At 70.7% G+C, this 14,644-nt stretch carries 15 protein-coding genes and 1 pseudogene; 7 read left to right on the forward strand and 9 right to left on the reverse strand.

Annotated features, from left to right (window positions below; translation table 11 throughout):
• The 3 genes from ABD327_RS09500 to ABD327_RS09510 all read right to left on the reverse strand — a co-directional run.
• Positions 1 to 1,090: conjugal transfer protein (locus ABD327_RS09500; protein WP_344449885.1), on the reverse strand; the 1,090-nt coding region annotated here is incomplete at its 3' end.
• Between the two features lie 31 nt (positions 1,091 to 1,121).
• Entirely contained in the window at positions 1,122 to 1,403 is a 282-nt protein-coding gene (locus ABD327_RS09505; protein ID WP_344450113.1) for a hypothetical protein, read from the reverse strand.
• A gap of 16 nt (positions 1,404 to 1,419) precedes the next feature.
• The gene (locus ABD327_RS09510) at positions 1,420 to 2,361 is read right to left on the reverse strand and encodes a conjugal transfer protein (protein ID WP_344449886.1); all 942 of its coding nucleotides are present in this window, start codon (positions 2,359 to 2,361) and stop codon (positions 1,420 to 1,422) included.
• Between the two features lie 613 nt (positions 2,362 to 2,974).
• Between ABD327_RS09510 and ABD327_RS09515 the strand changes: the two genes are divergently transcribed.
• The 3 genes from ABD327_RS09515 to ABD327_RS09525 all read left to right on the forward strand — a co-directional run bounded on the left by ABD327_RS09515 (position 2,975) and on the right by ABD327_RS09525 (position 4,001).
• On the forward strand, positions 2,975 to 3,394 hold the full coding sequence (locus tag ABD327_RS09515; protein ID WP_344449887.1) for a hypothetical protein: 420 nt from the start codon (positions 2,975 to 2,977) through the stop codon (positions 3,392 to 3,394).
• Between the two features lie 84 nt (positions 3,395 to 3,478).
• The gene (locus ABD327_RS09520) at positions 3,479 to 3,745 is read left to right on the forward strand and encodes a type II toxin-antitoxin system Phd/YefM family antitoxin (RefSeq protein WP_344449888.1); all 267 of its coding nucleotides are present in this window, start codon (positions 3,479 to 3,481) and stop codon (positions 3,743 to 3,745) included.
• Positions 3,738 to 4,001 carry a type II toxin-antitoxin system RelE family toxin gene (locus tag ABD327_RS09525; RefSeq protein ID WP_344449889.1) on the forward strand — a complete coding sequence of 88 codons (264 nt, stop codon included), beginning with the start codon at positions 3,738 to 3,740 and terminating at the stop codon, positions 3,999 to 4,001. The genes ABD327_RS09520 and ABD327_RS09525 overlap by 8 nt, the downstream gene beginning before the upstream one ends.
• Before the next feature lie 22 nt (positions 4,002 to 4,023).
• On the opposite strand, the gene ABD327_RS09530 is transcribed toward ABD327_RS09525, so the two are convergent.
• The 4 genes and pseudogenes from ABD327_RS09530 to ABD327_RS09540 form a co-directional block, all read right to left on the reverse strand.
• Positions 4,024 to 4,554 (reverse strand): hypothetical protein, encoded by a 531-nt coding sequence (locus ABD327_RS09530; protein ID WP_344449890.1) that lies wholly within the window; start codon positions 4,552 to 4,554, stop codon positions 4,024 to 4,026.
• A gap of 46 nt (positions 4,555 to 4,600) precedes the next feature.
• On the reverse strand, positions 4,601 to 5,680 hold the full coding sequence (ychF, locus tag ABD327_RS09535) for a redox-regulated ATPase YchF (RefSeq protein ID WP_344450114.1): 1,080 nt from the start codon (positions 5,678 to 5,680) through the stop codon (positions 4,601 to 4,603).
• A 342-nt stretch (positions 5,681 to 6,022) separates the two neighbouring features.
• Positions 6,023 to 7,852: pseudogene (locus ABD327_RS37450) on the reverse strand (transposase family protein); the annotation flags it as partial.
• 82 nt (positions 7,853 to 7,934) lie between these two features.
• Positions 7,935 to 8,900, reverse strand: coding sequence for an alpha/beta hydrolase fold domain-containing protein (locus ABD327_RS09540; RefSeq protein WP_344449891.1), 966 nt, complete (start codon positions 8,898 to 8,900; stop codon positions 7,935 to 7,937).
• A gap of 92 nt (positions 8,901 to 8,992) precedes the next feature.
• On the opposite strand from ABD327_RS09540, the gene ABD327_RS09545 reads away from it, so the two are divergent.
• Both ABD327_RS09545 and ABD327_RS09550 read left to right on the forward strand, forming a co-directional pair.
• Complete coding sequence (locus tag ABD327_RS09545; RefSeq protein ID WP_344449892.1) at positions 8,993 to 10,258, forward strand: DNA recombination protein RmuC; 1,266 nt, start codon at positions 8,993 to 8,995, stop codon at positions 10,256 to 10,258.
• Complete coding sequence (locus ABD327_RS09550) at positions 10,258 to 10,872, forward strand: DUF6542 domain-containing protein (RefSeq protein WP_344449893.1); 615 nt, start codon at positions 10,258 to 10,260, stop codon at positions 10,870 to 10,872. The genes ABD327_RS09545 and ABD327_RS09550 overlap by 1 nt, the downstream gene beginning before the upstream one ends.
• A gap of 52 nt (positions 10,873 to 10,924) precedes the next feature.
• Here ABD327_RS09550 and ABD327_RS09555 read toward each other — a convergent pair whose 3' ends face one another.
• Complete coding sequence (locus tag ABD327_RS09555) at positions 10,925 to 11,893, reverse strand: 4-hydroxy-3-methylbut-2-enyl diphosphate reductase (RefSeq protein WP_344449894.1); 969 nt, start codon at positions 11,891 to 11,893, stop codon at positions 10,925 to 10,927.
• Between the two features lie 200 nt (positions 11,894 to 12,093).
• On the opposite strand from ABD327_RS09555, the gene ABD327_RS09560 reads away from it, so the two are divergent.
• Together ABD327_RS09560 and ABD327_RS09565 are read left to right on the forward strand one after the other, a co-directional pair.
• A complete protein-coding gene (locus ABD327_RS09560; RefSeq protein WP_344449895.1) occupies positions 12,094 to 12,831 on the forward strand; it encodes a DUF8129 domain-containing protein in 738 nt (245 codons plus the stop codon).
• Between the two features lie 97 nt (positions 12,832 to 12,928).
• On the forward strand, positions 12,929 to 13,522 hold the full coding sequence (locus tag ABD327_RS09565) for a DUF1707 SHOCT-like domain-containing protein (RefSeq protein ID WP_344449896.1): 594 nt from the start codon (positions 12,929 to 12,931) through the stop codon (positions 13,520 to 13,522).
• Here ABD327_RS09565 and glpX read toward each other — a convergent pair.
• A complete protein-coding gene (gene glpX / locus ABD327_RS09570) occupies positions 13,500 to 14,522 on the reverse strand; it encodes a class II fructose-bisphosphatase (RefSeq protein WP_344449897.1) in 1,023 nt (340 codons plus the stop codon). The two genes, ABD327_RS09565 and glpX, sit on opposite strands and share 23 nt — an antisense overlap.
• Between the last annotated feature and the right edge of the window lie 122 nt (positions 14,523 to 14,644).

Raw genomic sequence — 14,644 nt, forward strand, 5'->3', positions numbered from 1 at the left:
CCTCCAGCCGTGCGGTTTCCTGAGCCCGCACCACGTTCTCGTTCCACGCGGCCTCACGCGAAGTCTCCGGCGCGCGCGGCGACCGCTCGACGGGAGCCGTCTCGCCCGCGCGGACGGACGTCTGCGGACGGGGCGCGGGACGCCGGGCGCGGGCCGCCTCCTCGGCGCGGGCCTCCGCGGCGGCCTGGCGGATGGCGGCGGCGTCGAAGGTGGTGCGGACGGCGTGGGTGGGAGTGCCCGCGGCGCCCTCCTCGGAGTCCGCGGGACGCCAGTACTGGAGTTCCTCTCCCGGACGGCGGATGCCCGAGATGAGGGCGCGCTTGGGAGCCTCGGGGCGAGGCGGACCGGCGGGGGCCGGGTCGCCTTCGGGCTCGACCTCCGCGCGGACGGGCTCGGCGGGAACGCCCTCGGCCGGGACCGGCTCGTCCAGCGGGACGGCGCCGGGGGGCACCGACTCGGTACGCAGCGGCTCCGACGGCGAGTCGAGCGCGACCGGGAGCGGCATGCGCTCGGCGGGCTCGGGCCCCGGCACGTGCTGGACGTCCATCTGCGCCTGCATGCGGGCGACGGCGCCCTGGTGGGCGGCCGCGTACTCGGCGGCGTACTCCGACAGCGGCGGGGGGGCGGCGGCGGTGGCGGGGATCGGCACGGGAGCGGCGGGAACCTGCTGGCGGGCCTGCGCCGGCACCTCGGTGAGCGCGTCGAGGGAGGGCGTGAACTGGCGGGGCGAACGCCACACGCGCGCGACGACCACGACCTCGCGCGGCTCGCGGATCGGCGTCAGGCGGCACCAGGTGCGCGGCTCGCTGAGGTAGCGCGTCTGCGACTGCAGCAGCTCGTTGAGCCGCTTGCCCTCGATGACCGGGCGGGTCGCCAGCCAGGCGACGACCCCGGGCGGGACGAGGTAGAGCACGTGCCACGGCGCGCCGAACGGGACGCCGAGGAACTGCAGAAGGGCGATCCAGGGCAGGAAGGAGCCCGCGTACACACCGATCGTGACCAGCGGAAGCGGCATCGGCAACCGCAGGTCGTACAGCTTGTACAGCCGTTTTTCGATACGCCAGACATTGGTGTATGTGGGCAGATCCATGCGCCGCTCCCCTCGCCGTCGGTCGCCGACCTCAGTCCAGGTCGACGCCCAGCGCCTTGGCGATGGCCTTGGCCGTCACCTCGATGATGTTGGGCACGTAGAAGATGATCCCGATGCCGATGGCCAGCAGAATGAACTGCGCGAACCGGGTGATCTCCCGGGTGAAGAGGAAGAACAGCGCGACGATCGAGACGATCACCAGGAACAGCGGACCGAAGAGGTTCCGCAGCCAGGTCGCCAGGTCGTCGGTGTTCAGCTCGTCGGCGGCTGCCAGCGTCTCCACGGGGAGGGCCGCTGCCAGATGGTGGAACAGCACTACAACCTCATTTCTAGGACCCGGCCCGCACGGCGCCGCGGATCGAACGAACACTCCACTGATCGTCCTTCTTCACCACGGCGAGCTCGTAGGTCTGCGTGAGCTGACCTTCCGTCCCGCGAGGCTGGGTCGGGGGGACCTTCCACCGCACGGTCGCGGTGACCGTGCGTTCGCCGGAGTCACCGGGAGGGGCGCTCACCTCGAAGATCTCGAGGAGGTTGACCGCCGACCCCAGGCCGGTGATGCCGTCGCCCTCGGTGAACCGCTGCAGGTTCACCACGTCGCTGTTGCCGTACGCCTGGAAGAAGCCGACCAGCTGGGTCTTCAGCTGGGCCTCCAGCTCCTCGTCGTGCTCCACGCCGCTCTCCTGCGGCAGCTGCGCCTTCTTCGGCGCCTCGAGCAGCGCGGGCTCGCCGGAGATGACGAAGCCGCCGCCCTTGGCGTACACGGGGACGGCCAGAGTGACCCAGCGCTCGCCGGCCTTCGCCGCGATGTTGACGATCGCGTCGTCCACGTCCTTCACATCGACGGACAGCACCTGGATGTGCTGCGCCGACAACTGTCCCAGACCGTTCCACCCGAACTGCGCGTCCGCGCCCTCGGGCAGGAAGCGAGCCAGTTCCTCCTGGCGTCCGCCGGTCGAGTTCTCGTCGTAGTTCAGGTACACCTGCGCGAACTGCAGCGCGTACGCCGAAGCCTGCGTCTGCGGGAACTTCGGCCCGCCGTCATCCGCGCTGGTGATCGACGACGGCGTCTCCGCGGTGAACCGCTCGAACGGCGCGCGGATCCCGTTCACTATCACGACCAGCACGAACGTCCACAGCAACGCCCGCCCGACCCAGATCCACCAGCGGCCGCCGCCTCCGCTCCACTGCTTCTTACGAGCCTTCGGCTCCTCGTCCCACGGCTCGTCGAGCGCAGCAGGACCCTCGTCCACAGCCGACCTGCGAGCCATCAAAGCCTCCGCCTATGCGCCTTGCCCTGTCGGCGCGCCTCATCCGTCATGTGGCCCCAAGCGTAGCCACGAGAGGCAATTGTTCCAGCGACTCACCAAGATGCCCAGTCTCGGCGCGCGGATGTGCATGTCGCACTACCCACACACATCACACCAACCACCACCGACCCACTAGAACGACCGCACTCTCGCACAAGCCCGACTAATCCCCGGACACATTGCCCAGATCCAGCGCTTTCCACACCCCCGGAGAGCATCCCCCGAAGCCGACTCATAGCAACTTCGTCATGTCCCAACACTCCGCGCGACCATCCGCGTACTTCTCTTCTCAAACGGCCGAGGCCACCGCGATGCGGAGTGAGCGCCTCCTCGTCACGAACGGGAGACATCGATGAGGTGGAGACAGCGCAGCCCCCAAGCCGCCGCCCCTGGACCGAACCACCGCCGTCTGGCTCTGATAGCAGCGGCGGGACCAGTGGTGGCAGCTGTCGTGGCGTTCCTCTTGCCGATCCTGGTCGATAAGTGGAACCCTTCGGGACGATGCCCCAGGCCTTCGAACTCGAAGCCGGGGCACATCGTTCCCGACGGGGGGAACGGGCCGCGGACGACGTCCATGTACCACGACCTCACCTACGGCCACAAAGGCAACGCGCCGTTCGCCTTTTTGGAGGCGGCCGGCCAGGTCACCGGTCTGCCTCCGGCCCATCAGCTGCACTTCCTTCTGTGGTCCGATCCCAACACCAGGGACAGCGAGAACAACCCGGGGAACGGTCTCTTCTCCTGGGCTCCAGACCAGGAGATCTCACCGGACTCGGACGGTTGCTGGAAGCTGCCGCCGTCCACGCTGAGCTACTCCCGCGCGCAGGGGCTCTCCTTCCGCTTCCACGTGGTCGCGCTCCCCGCCTCCCAGCGACCCTGCCTGGAGGACGTCTACGAGATAGGCGAGAAGGACAAGGACCTGAGGGCGCACCAACTCACCGCCTGCGGCCTGACCTTCCTCGACCACGTCAAGATCACCACGAAACGCCTCTGAACACGACTGCCAGGCGCCGCGATGACAGAGCACCGCGAGGTGAGTTCGCTTGTGTACACAAAGTACATTGAGTACCGTAGGGTCATGACACAGTGCCCGATCGAGTCCGTCCGCGACGTCCGCGCACACCTGGCCGAAGTGGTCGAGCGCGCAGATCGCGACGATCAGCCGACCATCATCACCCGTCATGGCAAGCCGGTCGCCGCGGTCGTCTCCATCGAGATGCTCAACCGGTACCGGGAGTGGGAGGAGCGCGAGATCAACCGCATCATCGACGAACGGATGGCGGATCGCCAGGCGGGCGTTCCACTCGAAGACGTACTCAGGGAAACCCTGGCACGCGGTGAGTGAGTACCGCACGGTCTTCCATCCGGAGGCACGCGAGGAACTGCGCAAAGTCTCCCGGGGCATGGCCCTGCGCATCCTGACCAAGCTGACGGAACTCGAAACCGACCCCTACGGGTACGGCACCACCGCGCTCGTGTCCCAGCCGGAGCGCCGACGCCTCCGTGTGGGTGACTACCGCATCATCTACACCGTCGACAACGGCGAGCTCGTCGTCTGGGTGGTGCGGGTCGGGCATCGGTCCGCGGTCTACGACGCCTGAAGCGAAGCCGGTCTTCGGCGGGTCAGGAAGCCGTGCCGGCCAGGACCACGAGGGCGGCGTAGGCCAGGAGCGACGCTCCCATCAGCGGACCCGCGTAACGGCTGGTCGTCACGTCGTTGCGGCGCAGGGATCGGGCGAGCAGGACGAGGGCTGCGCACTGCAGCAGGCCGAAGACCGCGATGCTCGGATCGTCGAGCAGTGCGGACAGGGGAAGGAAGTGCAGGCCTACGACGAGCGCGACCCACCAGGCCATCCAGCGCTCGGCGTTCCGCCGGGCCAGGACGGCGCAGCCCGCTCCGGCGGCCGCCACTTCGACGGCCACCAGTACCCCGAACCAGTGGTAGCGGTCGGCGAGGGCCGTACCGTCGGACCAGTGCCGCGCGGTCAGAACGCCGAAACCCAGCGCCAAGGCGATGCCGAGCACCGAGCCGAGGCCGAGCCACTTGCGCCAGGAGGGAGGCGGATCCTCCTGCGCCCAGCCCAGCCACACGACGGCCATCAGGCCGAACCACGCGACGGTGAAGGTCTGGTCCCGTACGAATTCAGTCAGCACCGGATGTTCGAGCCACCGTTTCCCGCCCCGCCACCGAGGTCGCCGTTCAGACGTTGAAGCGGAACTCCACGACGTCGCCGTCCTGCATGACGTAGTCCTTGCCCTCCATGCGGGCCTTGCCGGCGGCTCGGGCGGCGGGGATGGAGCCCTCGGCGACGAGGTCGTCGAAGGAGACGACCTCGGCCTTGATGAAGCCGCGCTGGAAGTCGGTGTGGATGACGCCGGCGGCCTCGGGGGCGGTCGCGCCCTTGTCGATGGTCCAGGCGCGGGCCTCCTTGGGGCCCGCCGTCAGGTAGGTCTGCAGGCCGAGGGTGTCGAAGCCGACGCGCACCAGCTGGGCGAGGCCGGACTCCTCCTGGCCCATGGACTGCAGCAGCTCCAGCGCCTCGTCGTCGGGGAGCTCGATCAGCTCGGACTCGATCTTGGCGGAGAGGAAGACGGCCTTGGCGGGGGCCACCAGGGCGCTGAGCTTGTCGCGCAGCGCCTCGTCGACCAGCTCGTCCTCGTCCAGGTTGAAGACGTAGATGAACGGCTTGGCCGTCAGCAGGTGCAGCTCGCGCAGCAGGGTGAGGTCGACGCCGGACGCGTACGCCGTCACGCCCTCGTTCAGCTTCTCCTGGACGGCCTGGACGGCCTCCAGGACCAGCGGGGCGTCCTTGTCCTTCTTGAGCTTGACCTCCTTCTCCAGCCGGGGCAGCGCCCTCTCGACGGTCTGGAGGTCGGCGAGGATCAGCTCGGTGTTGATCGTCTCGATGTCGCGCAGCGGGTTGGTCTCGCCGTCGACGTGGGTGACGTCGGGGTCGTCGAACGCCCGGATCACCTGGCAGATCGCGTCGGTGTCCCGGATGTTGGCCAGGAACTTGTTGCCCAGCCCCTGGCCCTCGGACGCGCCCTTGACGATGCCCGCGATGTCCACGAACTCGATGGTCGCGGGCAGGATCCGCGCCGAGCCGAACACCTCGGCCAGCTTCTGCAGCCGGGGGTCGGGCACCCCGACCACCCCGACGTTCGGCTCGATGGTGGCGAACGGGTAGTTCGCGGCCAGCGCGTCGTTCTTGGTCAGGGCGTTGAACAGCGTGGACTTGCCGACGTTGGGCAGGCCGACGATCCCGATCGAAAGGCTCACGTTCTGGAAGTCTAACGACTGTTTCAAAGTGGCCGAAACAGTCCGGTGCCCGGTGGCGTCTGTCCGGTGGGGCCCGTGGAGGGTCCCGGTCCGGGGTCGGCGCCTCTGGCGTTCCGGAATCGGCCGAGCAGAGGCCGCCCCCTGAGGGCGGCTGCCGCCTCGCTTCCGGCCGCCTGTTCGGGCGGCGGGTGGGCGGGTGGCGGTTGACTCGGCCAGGGCTCCTTGCAGCCCGTGCCCGAACACGCCCAGGGCGTGCCGGGAAGCATCGAAATCGACCGACGCGGTCTTGGGGTCGGCCTCGTCGGTCCAGACCACGAACGCGCCCAGTGCGGCCGAGACCAGGTCCCGGTCGGCGCTCAGCCCGCAGGACGGGCAGTGGTGCACCCGATCAGCGAGGGTCTTGGGTGTTCTGCGTCCGCACAGGCAGTGCTGGGACAGGGCGGTGGTGAACGTCGACGCCCGCCCCAACCGGCCGCCCGCAGCCGAGCATTCGGCGGCCAGCGCGGCCTTGAGCATGCCGGGGGTGAACACCGCGCACGCCCGCCCCCACAAACGAAACCAGGAGCTGACCGGCCCGTCCTCGACCGTCAGCCGCACCCCGTGGGCGGCGGTGATGCGCTCCGCCACGCGCCGGGCGCGGGCGCGCCCGGCCTCGGTGCGCCCGGCCTGCTGTACGCGGGTACGGGTGCGCAGCGCCCGGTAGGCGCCGGTGAGCCGGTCCTTTCTGTGAGAGACCAGGGGGCGGCCCGCCGCGTTGGCCAGCCGCGGGCCCTTGGGCAGCCCGACCTGCCGCTCGGGCAGTCCGGCAGCCCGCCTGCGCTCCCGCCGCCTGCGCTGACGGCGCGACAACTCGTAGCGGGCCTTGTTGTTCGCGCGCCGTGAGCGCTCCAGTGCCCGGGCGCGTCTGCGGGCGGTGCGCCGCTCCCGTTCCACCGCGGCGCGCTCCAGGTCGGTGAGGACGATCTGGTCGGCCAGCACGGGCCCGTCGGCGAGGCGCAATGTCGCGGGCAGGGAGACAACGGACAGGTTGCCCACATTGAGATCCACCCCGCCGACCCGCTCCAAAGCAGACGCTTTCTGCCTGCGTTCCTGAGTGGCCGGAGAGGTGTAGCCGCGGTCCAGGACCATCAGATGCGCCTCGTACGCCCACCCGCCGGGCGCGGCCGGGTGGGGCCGCCGCACCAGGTCGATCTTGTGCCACAGGTGCGGCCGGTCCAGAAAGTGGAACAACCGCCGCCACCGGCCAGCGCCCTGCGGCAGCCGTACCGGCAGCACGATCTCCCCGCGCTTGCTGTCGGGGCCGCCGGTGAACACCACCGTCAGCGGCCCGTCGTACTCCCACCACGAACTCCTGCCCCCGCGACCGGCTGCAGGTCGGGGTGGGTGCATACGGCGGGGCTGGGCCAGCACCGGCGTCCCTGGTACCAGCCGCGCGGCCTGCTCTGGGGTCCTCACGTGGGCGGGCAGAGTGGGATGCCGCCAGGTGTCCAGGTGGCCTTGCAGGCTCCCGTGCAGCCGGAACGTCTCCCATTTGCGCGCCGTGGTGTGTGAGCGCGCCCGGCCCGGGATGCGCGTGTACTCCCACCACGAACCCGTCCGAGGACGTCCGGCACGCCTGCCGGAGGCATCGGGGAACAGGTGGCGCTCCACGCCGTTCCACACCTCATCCGCCTGGTGCAGCGCCAGCGCTTTGGTGGCGTGGTGGCGCAGCCAGCCGGAGGCGTCCAGATGGGCGTAGGCGGCCCGCTCCAACCCCGGGCGGGTCAGGCCCACCTCACGCCGCCAGGCCGCCGCGTTCGCCTCCCGGCGACGCGTGCCCGCCCAGAACACCTCTGTTCGGGAGCGGGCCTCACGCTGCACCGTCCGTTTGAGCTGAAACATCGCGAAGAACAGGGACTCCAGGCGCGCTGCGGTCTGCTCGTCGACGACCAGCGGCAGGCGGACCACCGACACAGGGCCGTCCCACCGCCACGCAGGAGCCTTGTTCGCACCCCGCGTGCGACGTACACCACCCTCGGAGCCACCGGAGTCATCCGGTGACCCCGGTCCGGTAGCGGCGGTGGTCTGCATAACCCCAGATCTTGCCATACGCAACCGAATAAATACAGAGAGTAACCAAAGTTCTTGTTGCCACCCGGCAAAACCCGCACCGAAATCCTCGTCCCGGTACATCCACCGACCCGACCACGACCGACTTTGAAACAGGCCTTAGTACTGCAACGACAGGTTGTGATCATTGCCTGTCGTTGCAGTATTAGTCCCGGGCGGCGAGGAACTCCGCCACCTGCCGGAGCGCCGCCTTGGCCTCGGGGACGAAGTCCGCGAAGACCGGGAACACGTGCACCTGGCCGATCCACTCGTGGTGCACCACCTCCGCCCCCGCCGAGGCCGCTGTTTTCGCCACGAGCCGGGCGTCGTCCCGCAGGATCTCGGTGGAGCTGGAGATCAGGAGCAGCGGCGGGAAGTCCGTGTAGTCGCCCCTGACGGGGTCGAAAAGCGGGTCCTCCTCCGGGGCGCCGTCGCAGAAGACCCCGCCCAGCCAGGCGATCTTCGCGGCCGGCAGGAGGTCGTCGCTCAGCTCGTTGGACCGGTGGGACTCGGCCTGGCAGCGCAGGTCCGCCCACGGCGAGAGCGCCACGACGGCGGCCGGGAGCGGGGCGCCGCGCCGCTTCAGCGCGTGGACCAGGCCGATCGCCAGGTGGCCGCCCGCCGAGTCCCCGGCGACGGTGATGTCCTGGGGCCGGTGCCCCCTGGCCAGCAGGGCGTCGTAGGCGAGCAGCGCGTCGGCCAGGGCGTCCGCCGGGGCGTGCTCGGGCGCCAGCCGGTAGTCGACCATGAGGACGGGACGGCGCGTGGCCGCCGACAACCGCCACGAGAACCCCCGGTACAGCCCCGGACCGCCGAAGAAGTAGGCGCCCCCGTGCAGGTAGAGGATCACCTTCTTCTCGGACGGGCGCCCGGCCCTGACCCATTCGCCGGAGAACAGCCCGAAATCCTCCTGCTCGACCAGGACCCCGGGAGGCGTCCGCATGGCGCGGCCGGCCAGGGCCGCCGCCCGCCGGAACCGCAGCAGCCCGCCCGGGGTGTCCGGGACGGACGCCCACATCCGCTTGCCCGCCAGCCGCACGGCCAGCCCGGTCACCCGCGCCGCGCGGGAGGGCGGGGCGTCGGGCCGCAGTTCCAGCGCCTCGCGGAAAGCTCGTTCGAAGGCTTCGCTCATGCCCGGCAGTCTCACCCGCGGGGACGGATCACACAACCGAGAGGCCGCGTCGTGAACCGGCTTCGGGCCCTTCCCGTGCGACGATCGGGGGTATGAGCGCGGCGCTGCTGACGGGACTGGTGATCGGGGTGGTCCTGGGGTTCGCCCTGGCCATGGCCCGCCAGTCCTCGCTCATCGCCCGCGCGAAGGCCGCCGAGGACAAGCTCGCCTACGTCGAGCAGCGCATGAGCGAGCAGTTCGCCGCCCTGTCGGCCCAGGCGCTCGACGCCTCCAACCAGCGCTTCCTGGAACTGGCGGACGCCCGGCTCAAGGCGGCGGGAGCGGAGGCCGCCGGTGAGCTGGAGCAGCGCAAGCAGGCCGTCGAGCACCTCGTGGAGCCGTTGAAGGAGACGCTGGGCCGGGTCTCGGAGCAGCTGCGCGAGCTGGAGACCTCCCGCCGGGAGTCCCACGCGATGCTGGCCAAGCAGGTCGAGTTCGTCCGCCGGAGCTCCGAGCAGCTGCGCGACCAGACCCAGACCCTGGTGCGGGCGCTGCAGCGGCCGGAGGCGCGGGGCCGCTGGGGCGAGCTGCAGCTGCGCCGCGTGGTGGAGCTGGCGGGGATGTCCGCGCACTGCGACTTCTCCGAGCAGGCGAGCGCCCGGACCGTCGACGGCACCGTCCGCCCCGACATGGTCGTCCGCCTGACCGAGGGCCGCACCATCGTGGTGGACTCCAAGGTCTCCCTCGCCGCCTACCTGGAGGCCGCCGAGGGCAAGGAGAACCGGCTGGACGCGCACGCCCGGCACCTGCGCGAGCACGTGGACAGGCTGGCGGCGAAGGCCTACTGGCAGGCCTTCAGCCCGACCCCGGAGTTCGTCGTCCTGTTCGTGCCGGGCGAGGCGTTCCTGGCCCCCGCGCTGGACCGCGACCCCGGCCTCCTGGAGCACGCGATGGCCCGCAAGGTGCACATCGCCACCCCCACCACCCTGATCAGCATGCTGCGCACCGCCGCCTACACCTGGCAGCAGGCCGCGCTGTCCCGCAACGCCCGCCAGGTCTTCGACACGGGCCGGGAGCTGTACGAGCGGCTCGGCGTGCTGGGCGGCCACCTGGACGACCTGGGCCGCGCCCTGTCGGGAGCCGTGCGCGGCTACAACCGGACGGTGGGCTCGCTGGAGAGCCGGGTCCTGGTCAGCGCCCGCAGACTGGTCGAGCTGGGGGTCACGGACGCCGTGCTGGAGGCCCCCAAGCCCGTCGAGGAGGCCCCGCGCGCGCTGTCCGCGGCGGAACTTCTGGGAGCCGAGATTCCCGACACCGTCGACAAGGTAGGTTTCGCTGCGCGGCCCATCTCCGGCCGGCCGAGCTCGGAGGAGGCCTGATGACCACCCGGACCCACAAGAAGCCCCGGAAGCCCCGGAAGGGCCCGGCCGACGAAGGCGATGCGGTCGCCGAGAAGGACGAGAGCGGCGGGTCCGGCGACCACGAGGGCGGGGCCGCGCGGACGGAGGAAGACGTGCAGCGGCGGAGGCAGGGACGGCGCCAGAAGAAGAAAGCGGCGCCCCTCAGCCTCACCGCGCGCGGCGGGATCGCCGCCGTCTTCGTGCTGAGCCTGCTCGGCGCGCTGGTGGACGTCTCCGTCCTGCCCGGCCTGGTGTTCGTCGCGGCCTGCGTGCTGGCGGCGGTGTTCACCAAGCCCGCCGACCTGCCCTCGCTGGTGGTGGCCCCGCCGCTGGTGGGCTTCCTGGCGACGCTGACCGCCGAGGTGGCGGGCGGGCTGAGCGATGGCTCGGTCCTGCGGAGCCTGCTGATCGCGGTGCCGCTGGAGCTGGGCGCCCGCGCGCCGTGGCTGGTCGCGGGCACGGTGCTGACCGCGGTCGTCGCCTGGCGGCGCGGGGTGCTGGAGGCGTGGCGGGAGATCAGCCTCAAGGCCTCGGGCTTCCGCCTCACCCAGGAGCGGCAGACCGAGGAGGACCCGGTCCGCTGGGACGAGTGAGCTCCGGGGCGGCCCGGTGCGGGCCGCCCCGGAACCGCGGGCTCTCAGGCGGTCAGGACGGCCGGGGCGCGCGCAGGTCCTGGCGCAGCTCGCGGGGCAGACCGAAGATCATGTGCTCCTTGACGGTCTCGACCTCCTGGACGTCGTCGAAGCCCTGGGAGGCCAGGTAGTCCATGACGCCGCGGACCAGGATCTCGGGGGCGGAGGCGCCGCTGCTGACGCCGACGGTCCGCACGCCCTCCAGCCAGGCCGGGTCGATCTGGTCGGCGTAGTCGACGAGGTGGGCGTCCTTGGCGCCGTAGTCCTTGGCGACCTCGACCATCCGCACCGAGTTGGAGGAGTTGCGCGAGCCGACGACCAGCACCAGGTCGGCCTCGGCGGCGATCTCTCTGATCGCGGCCTGCCGGTTCTGGGTGGCGTAGCAGATGTCGTCGGACGGCGGGCTCTGCAGCGACGGGAAGCGCTCCCTGAGCGCGTCGACCGTTTCGTTGGTCTCGTCCACCGAAAGGGTCGTCTGGGAGAGCCATACGATCTTTTCGGGGTCACGCACGGTAACGTTGGCGACGTCCTTGGGGCCGTCGACCAGCTGAATGTGCGCGGGGGCCTCACCGGTGGTGCCGATCACTTCGGGGTGGCCCTGGTGCCCGATCAGCAGAATGTCGTAGTCGTCCTTGGCGAAGCGCACCGCCTCGCGGTGCACCTTGGTCACCAGGGGGCAGGTGGCGTCGATCGTGCGGAGATTGAGCCGGGCGGCCTCCTCGTGCACGATGGGGGCCACGCCGTGCGCGGAGAAGACGACGATCGCGTCCTCGGGGACCTCGTCGTTCTCGTTCACGAAGATCGCGCCGAGTCCCTCGAGGGTCTTGACCACGTGGACGTTGTGGACGATCTGCTTGCGGACGTACACGGGAGCGCCGTACTGCTCGAGCGCCTTCTCCACCGTCTGCACCGCGCGGTCCACGCCCGCGCAGTACCCACGAGGCTTGGCGAGCAGTACCCGGCGAGTGCTTGAAGAGGCCATGGTCACACTTTACTTTCCGTCACCCGTGTCTCGATACCACCGGACGGATGTGACCCAATCCACCGTGGGGCACACCATATTTCCGTTCACTGGGGGTGACCATCCCCGAACGCGTACGGCACAGTGATACTGACGGTTGTTCCCACACTTCCCGTACGAGCCAGACGCACTGCGCCGTCGGACGAAACAGGAGCTGAACGATGCCGCGTAACCCGCGAGAAGTGGGCAAGCAGGTCCAGGAGGCGGTGAACGAGCAGGTCAGGGATCTGCCCCTTCACGCGGCGCGCCTGGCCATGTTCGGCGTGGGCCGGACTCTGCTGCTCACCGACAGGGTCACCAAGGACTACAAGGACATCCGCGGCGGCGAGCTGCGGCCGGTTCTGGACAGGCTGCTCGAGGACGCCGAGCGGATCACCCACAAGGTGGGCTCCCGGCTGGAGGGCACCCCGGTCGGCAAGGTGATCGAGCTGGTCGCGCCCAAGCCCGCGCCGGTCCCGCTGGAGACTCCGGTGGCCCGGCCGCCGCGTCCCGCCCAGGCCAACGGGTCCGCGGCCGGGGCCGCCGGGACCGCCGAGATCACCGTCGGCAAGCCCGCCACCGTGCCCGCGCCCGCCCCGGCCGCCGAGCCGGAGGACGAGCGGCTGGAGCCCGTGCTGGTCCCCGAGCCCGTCCCCGCCCCGGACCCGGAGGTCATCGAGGCGGTGGTCGAGGAGATCATCGAGCCCGAGCCCGCGCCGCCGCTCGGCTCGCTCGCCGAGGACGACCTGCCCGTCCCGAACTACGACCAGCTCACCCACGCCTCGCTGCGCGCCCGGCTCCGCAAGCTGACCGCCGCGCAGGTGGAGATGCTGCGCGAGTACGAGGCGGCGAACGCCGGCCGCGAGGAGCTCATCACGATGTACGACAACCGGCTGGCGAAGCTCGCCGAGCAGGCCTGACGGGATCTGGAAAGGCCCCGGGCCGGCGTGCGGGACACGGCGCCGGACGGGGCCTTCCGTTGTACGGGAAGGGGATCGGCGCATTATCGTCAAGGATGTGGATTCCGACCGGCCCGTGCCCGTGCGCGAGATGCGCGCGTCCGACGCCGACCGTGAACGCGTCGCGGAGCTCCTCCACGACGCGGTCACCGACGGGCGGCTCACCATGGAGGAGCACTCCGAGCGGATCGAGGCGGTCTACCGGGCGCGGACGCTCGGCGAGCTGACCGCCTTCACCCGGGACCTGCTGCCCGCCGAGCAGCAGCCGTTCAAGGTCGACGCCCAGAACCTCCTGGCGCTGTTCGGCTCCCAGCGGCGGGACGGCCGGTGGGTGGTCCCGGCGAGGCTGCCGGTCGCCGCCCTGTTCGGCACCGTCGAACTCGACCTGCGCCAGGCGATCCTGCAGCGCAGGCACATCACCCTGGACGTGAGCGCCCTGTGCGGGCGGCTCCGGCTGATCGTCCCGGACGGGGTGGAGGTCCGGGTCACCGGGCGGACGGTCCTCAGCTCCGCCCGCCAGGGCAGGCGGCAGGACCTTCCCGAGGAGGGCCCGGTCGTCGAGGTGACCGGCACCCTCCTGTTCGGTTCGGTGAAGGTGGTCAGGCCGAAGCGGCCCTGGCGCGCGTCGCTCAGACGGGGCCGTCGAAGTTGATCGCCGAGTAGGCGCGCAGCTTGCCCAGGCGGTGCTCGCCGTCCACGCGGCGGATGGTGCCGCTGCGGCCCCGCATGACCAGCGAGTGGGTCTTGGCCAGGCCCTTGCCGTAGCGCACGCCCTTGACCAGCTCGCCGTCGGTGATGCCGGTCGCGGCGAAGAACACGTCGTCGGAGCTGACCAGGTCGTCGGTGGTCAGGATCCGGTCGAGGTCGTGGCCGGCGTCGATGGCCTTCTGCCGCTCGGCGTCGTCCTGCGGCCACAGCCGGGACTGGATCACGCCGCCCAGGCACTTCATGGCGCAGGCGGCGATGATGCCCTCGGGCGTGCCGCCGATGCCCAGCAGCATGTCCACGCCGGTGCCCTCGCGGGCCGCCATGATCGCGCCGGCCACGTCGCCGTCCCGGATGAACTGGATCCGGGCGCCGGCCTCGCGGATCTCCTTGACGATGCCCTCGTGGCGGGGCCGGTCGAGGATCACCACGGTGACGTCCTGGACGGACGAGCCCTTGGCCTTGGCCACGGCGCGGATGTTGTCGCCGATCGGGCGCTCGATGTCGACGGCGTCGGCCGCCTCGGCGCCGGTGACCAGCTTCTCCATGTAGAAGACCGCGGACGGGTCGTACATCGAGTGCCGGGGCGCCACGGCGAGCACGGCGATGGCGTTGGGCATGCCCAGGGCGTTGAGGGTGGTGCCGTCGATCGGGTCCACGGCCACGTCGCACTCGGCGCCGGTGCCGTCGCCCACCTGCTCGCCGTTGTAGAGCATCGGGGCGTTGTCCTTCTCCCCTTCGCCGATGACCACGACGCCCTTCATGGAGACCGTGTTGATCAGCTGGCGCATCGCGTTGACGGCGGCGCCGTCCGCGCCTATTTTGTCTCCGCGGCCCACCCAGCGGGCCGCGGCGAGCGCGGCCGCCTCGGTCACCCGGACGAGTTCCATCGCGAGGTTGCGGTCCGGCGCCTCAGGCGCGGCTGCCAACGGTGAGTTCTCAGACATAGTGGACCCTTCGGTCGAGGCGGGCTCTCCCGGATTCTCTGATCCTGGAAGGTCATCTCACAAATTGGACCAGACCAGAGAGCGGGGGCGGACGCCGACCTCCCCCGTGGTGGCGTAATCTC

This window comes from Actinocorallia aurantiaca, assembly GCF_039533685.1.
In the GTDB taxonomy this organism is placed as follows: Bacteria; Actinomycetota; Actinomycetes; order Streptosporangiales; family Streptosporangiaceae; genus Actinocorallia; species Actinocorallia aurantiaca.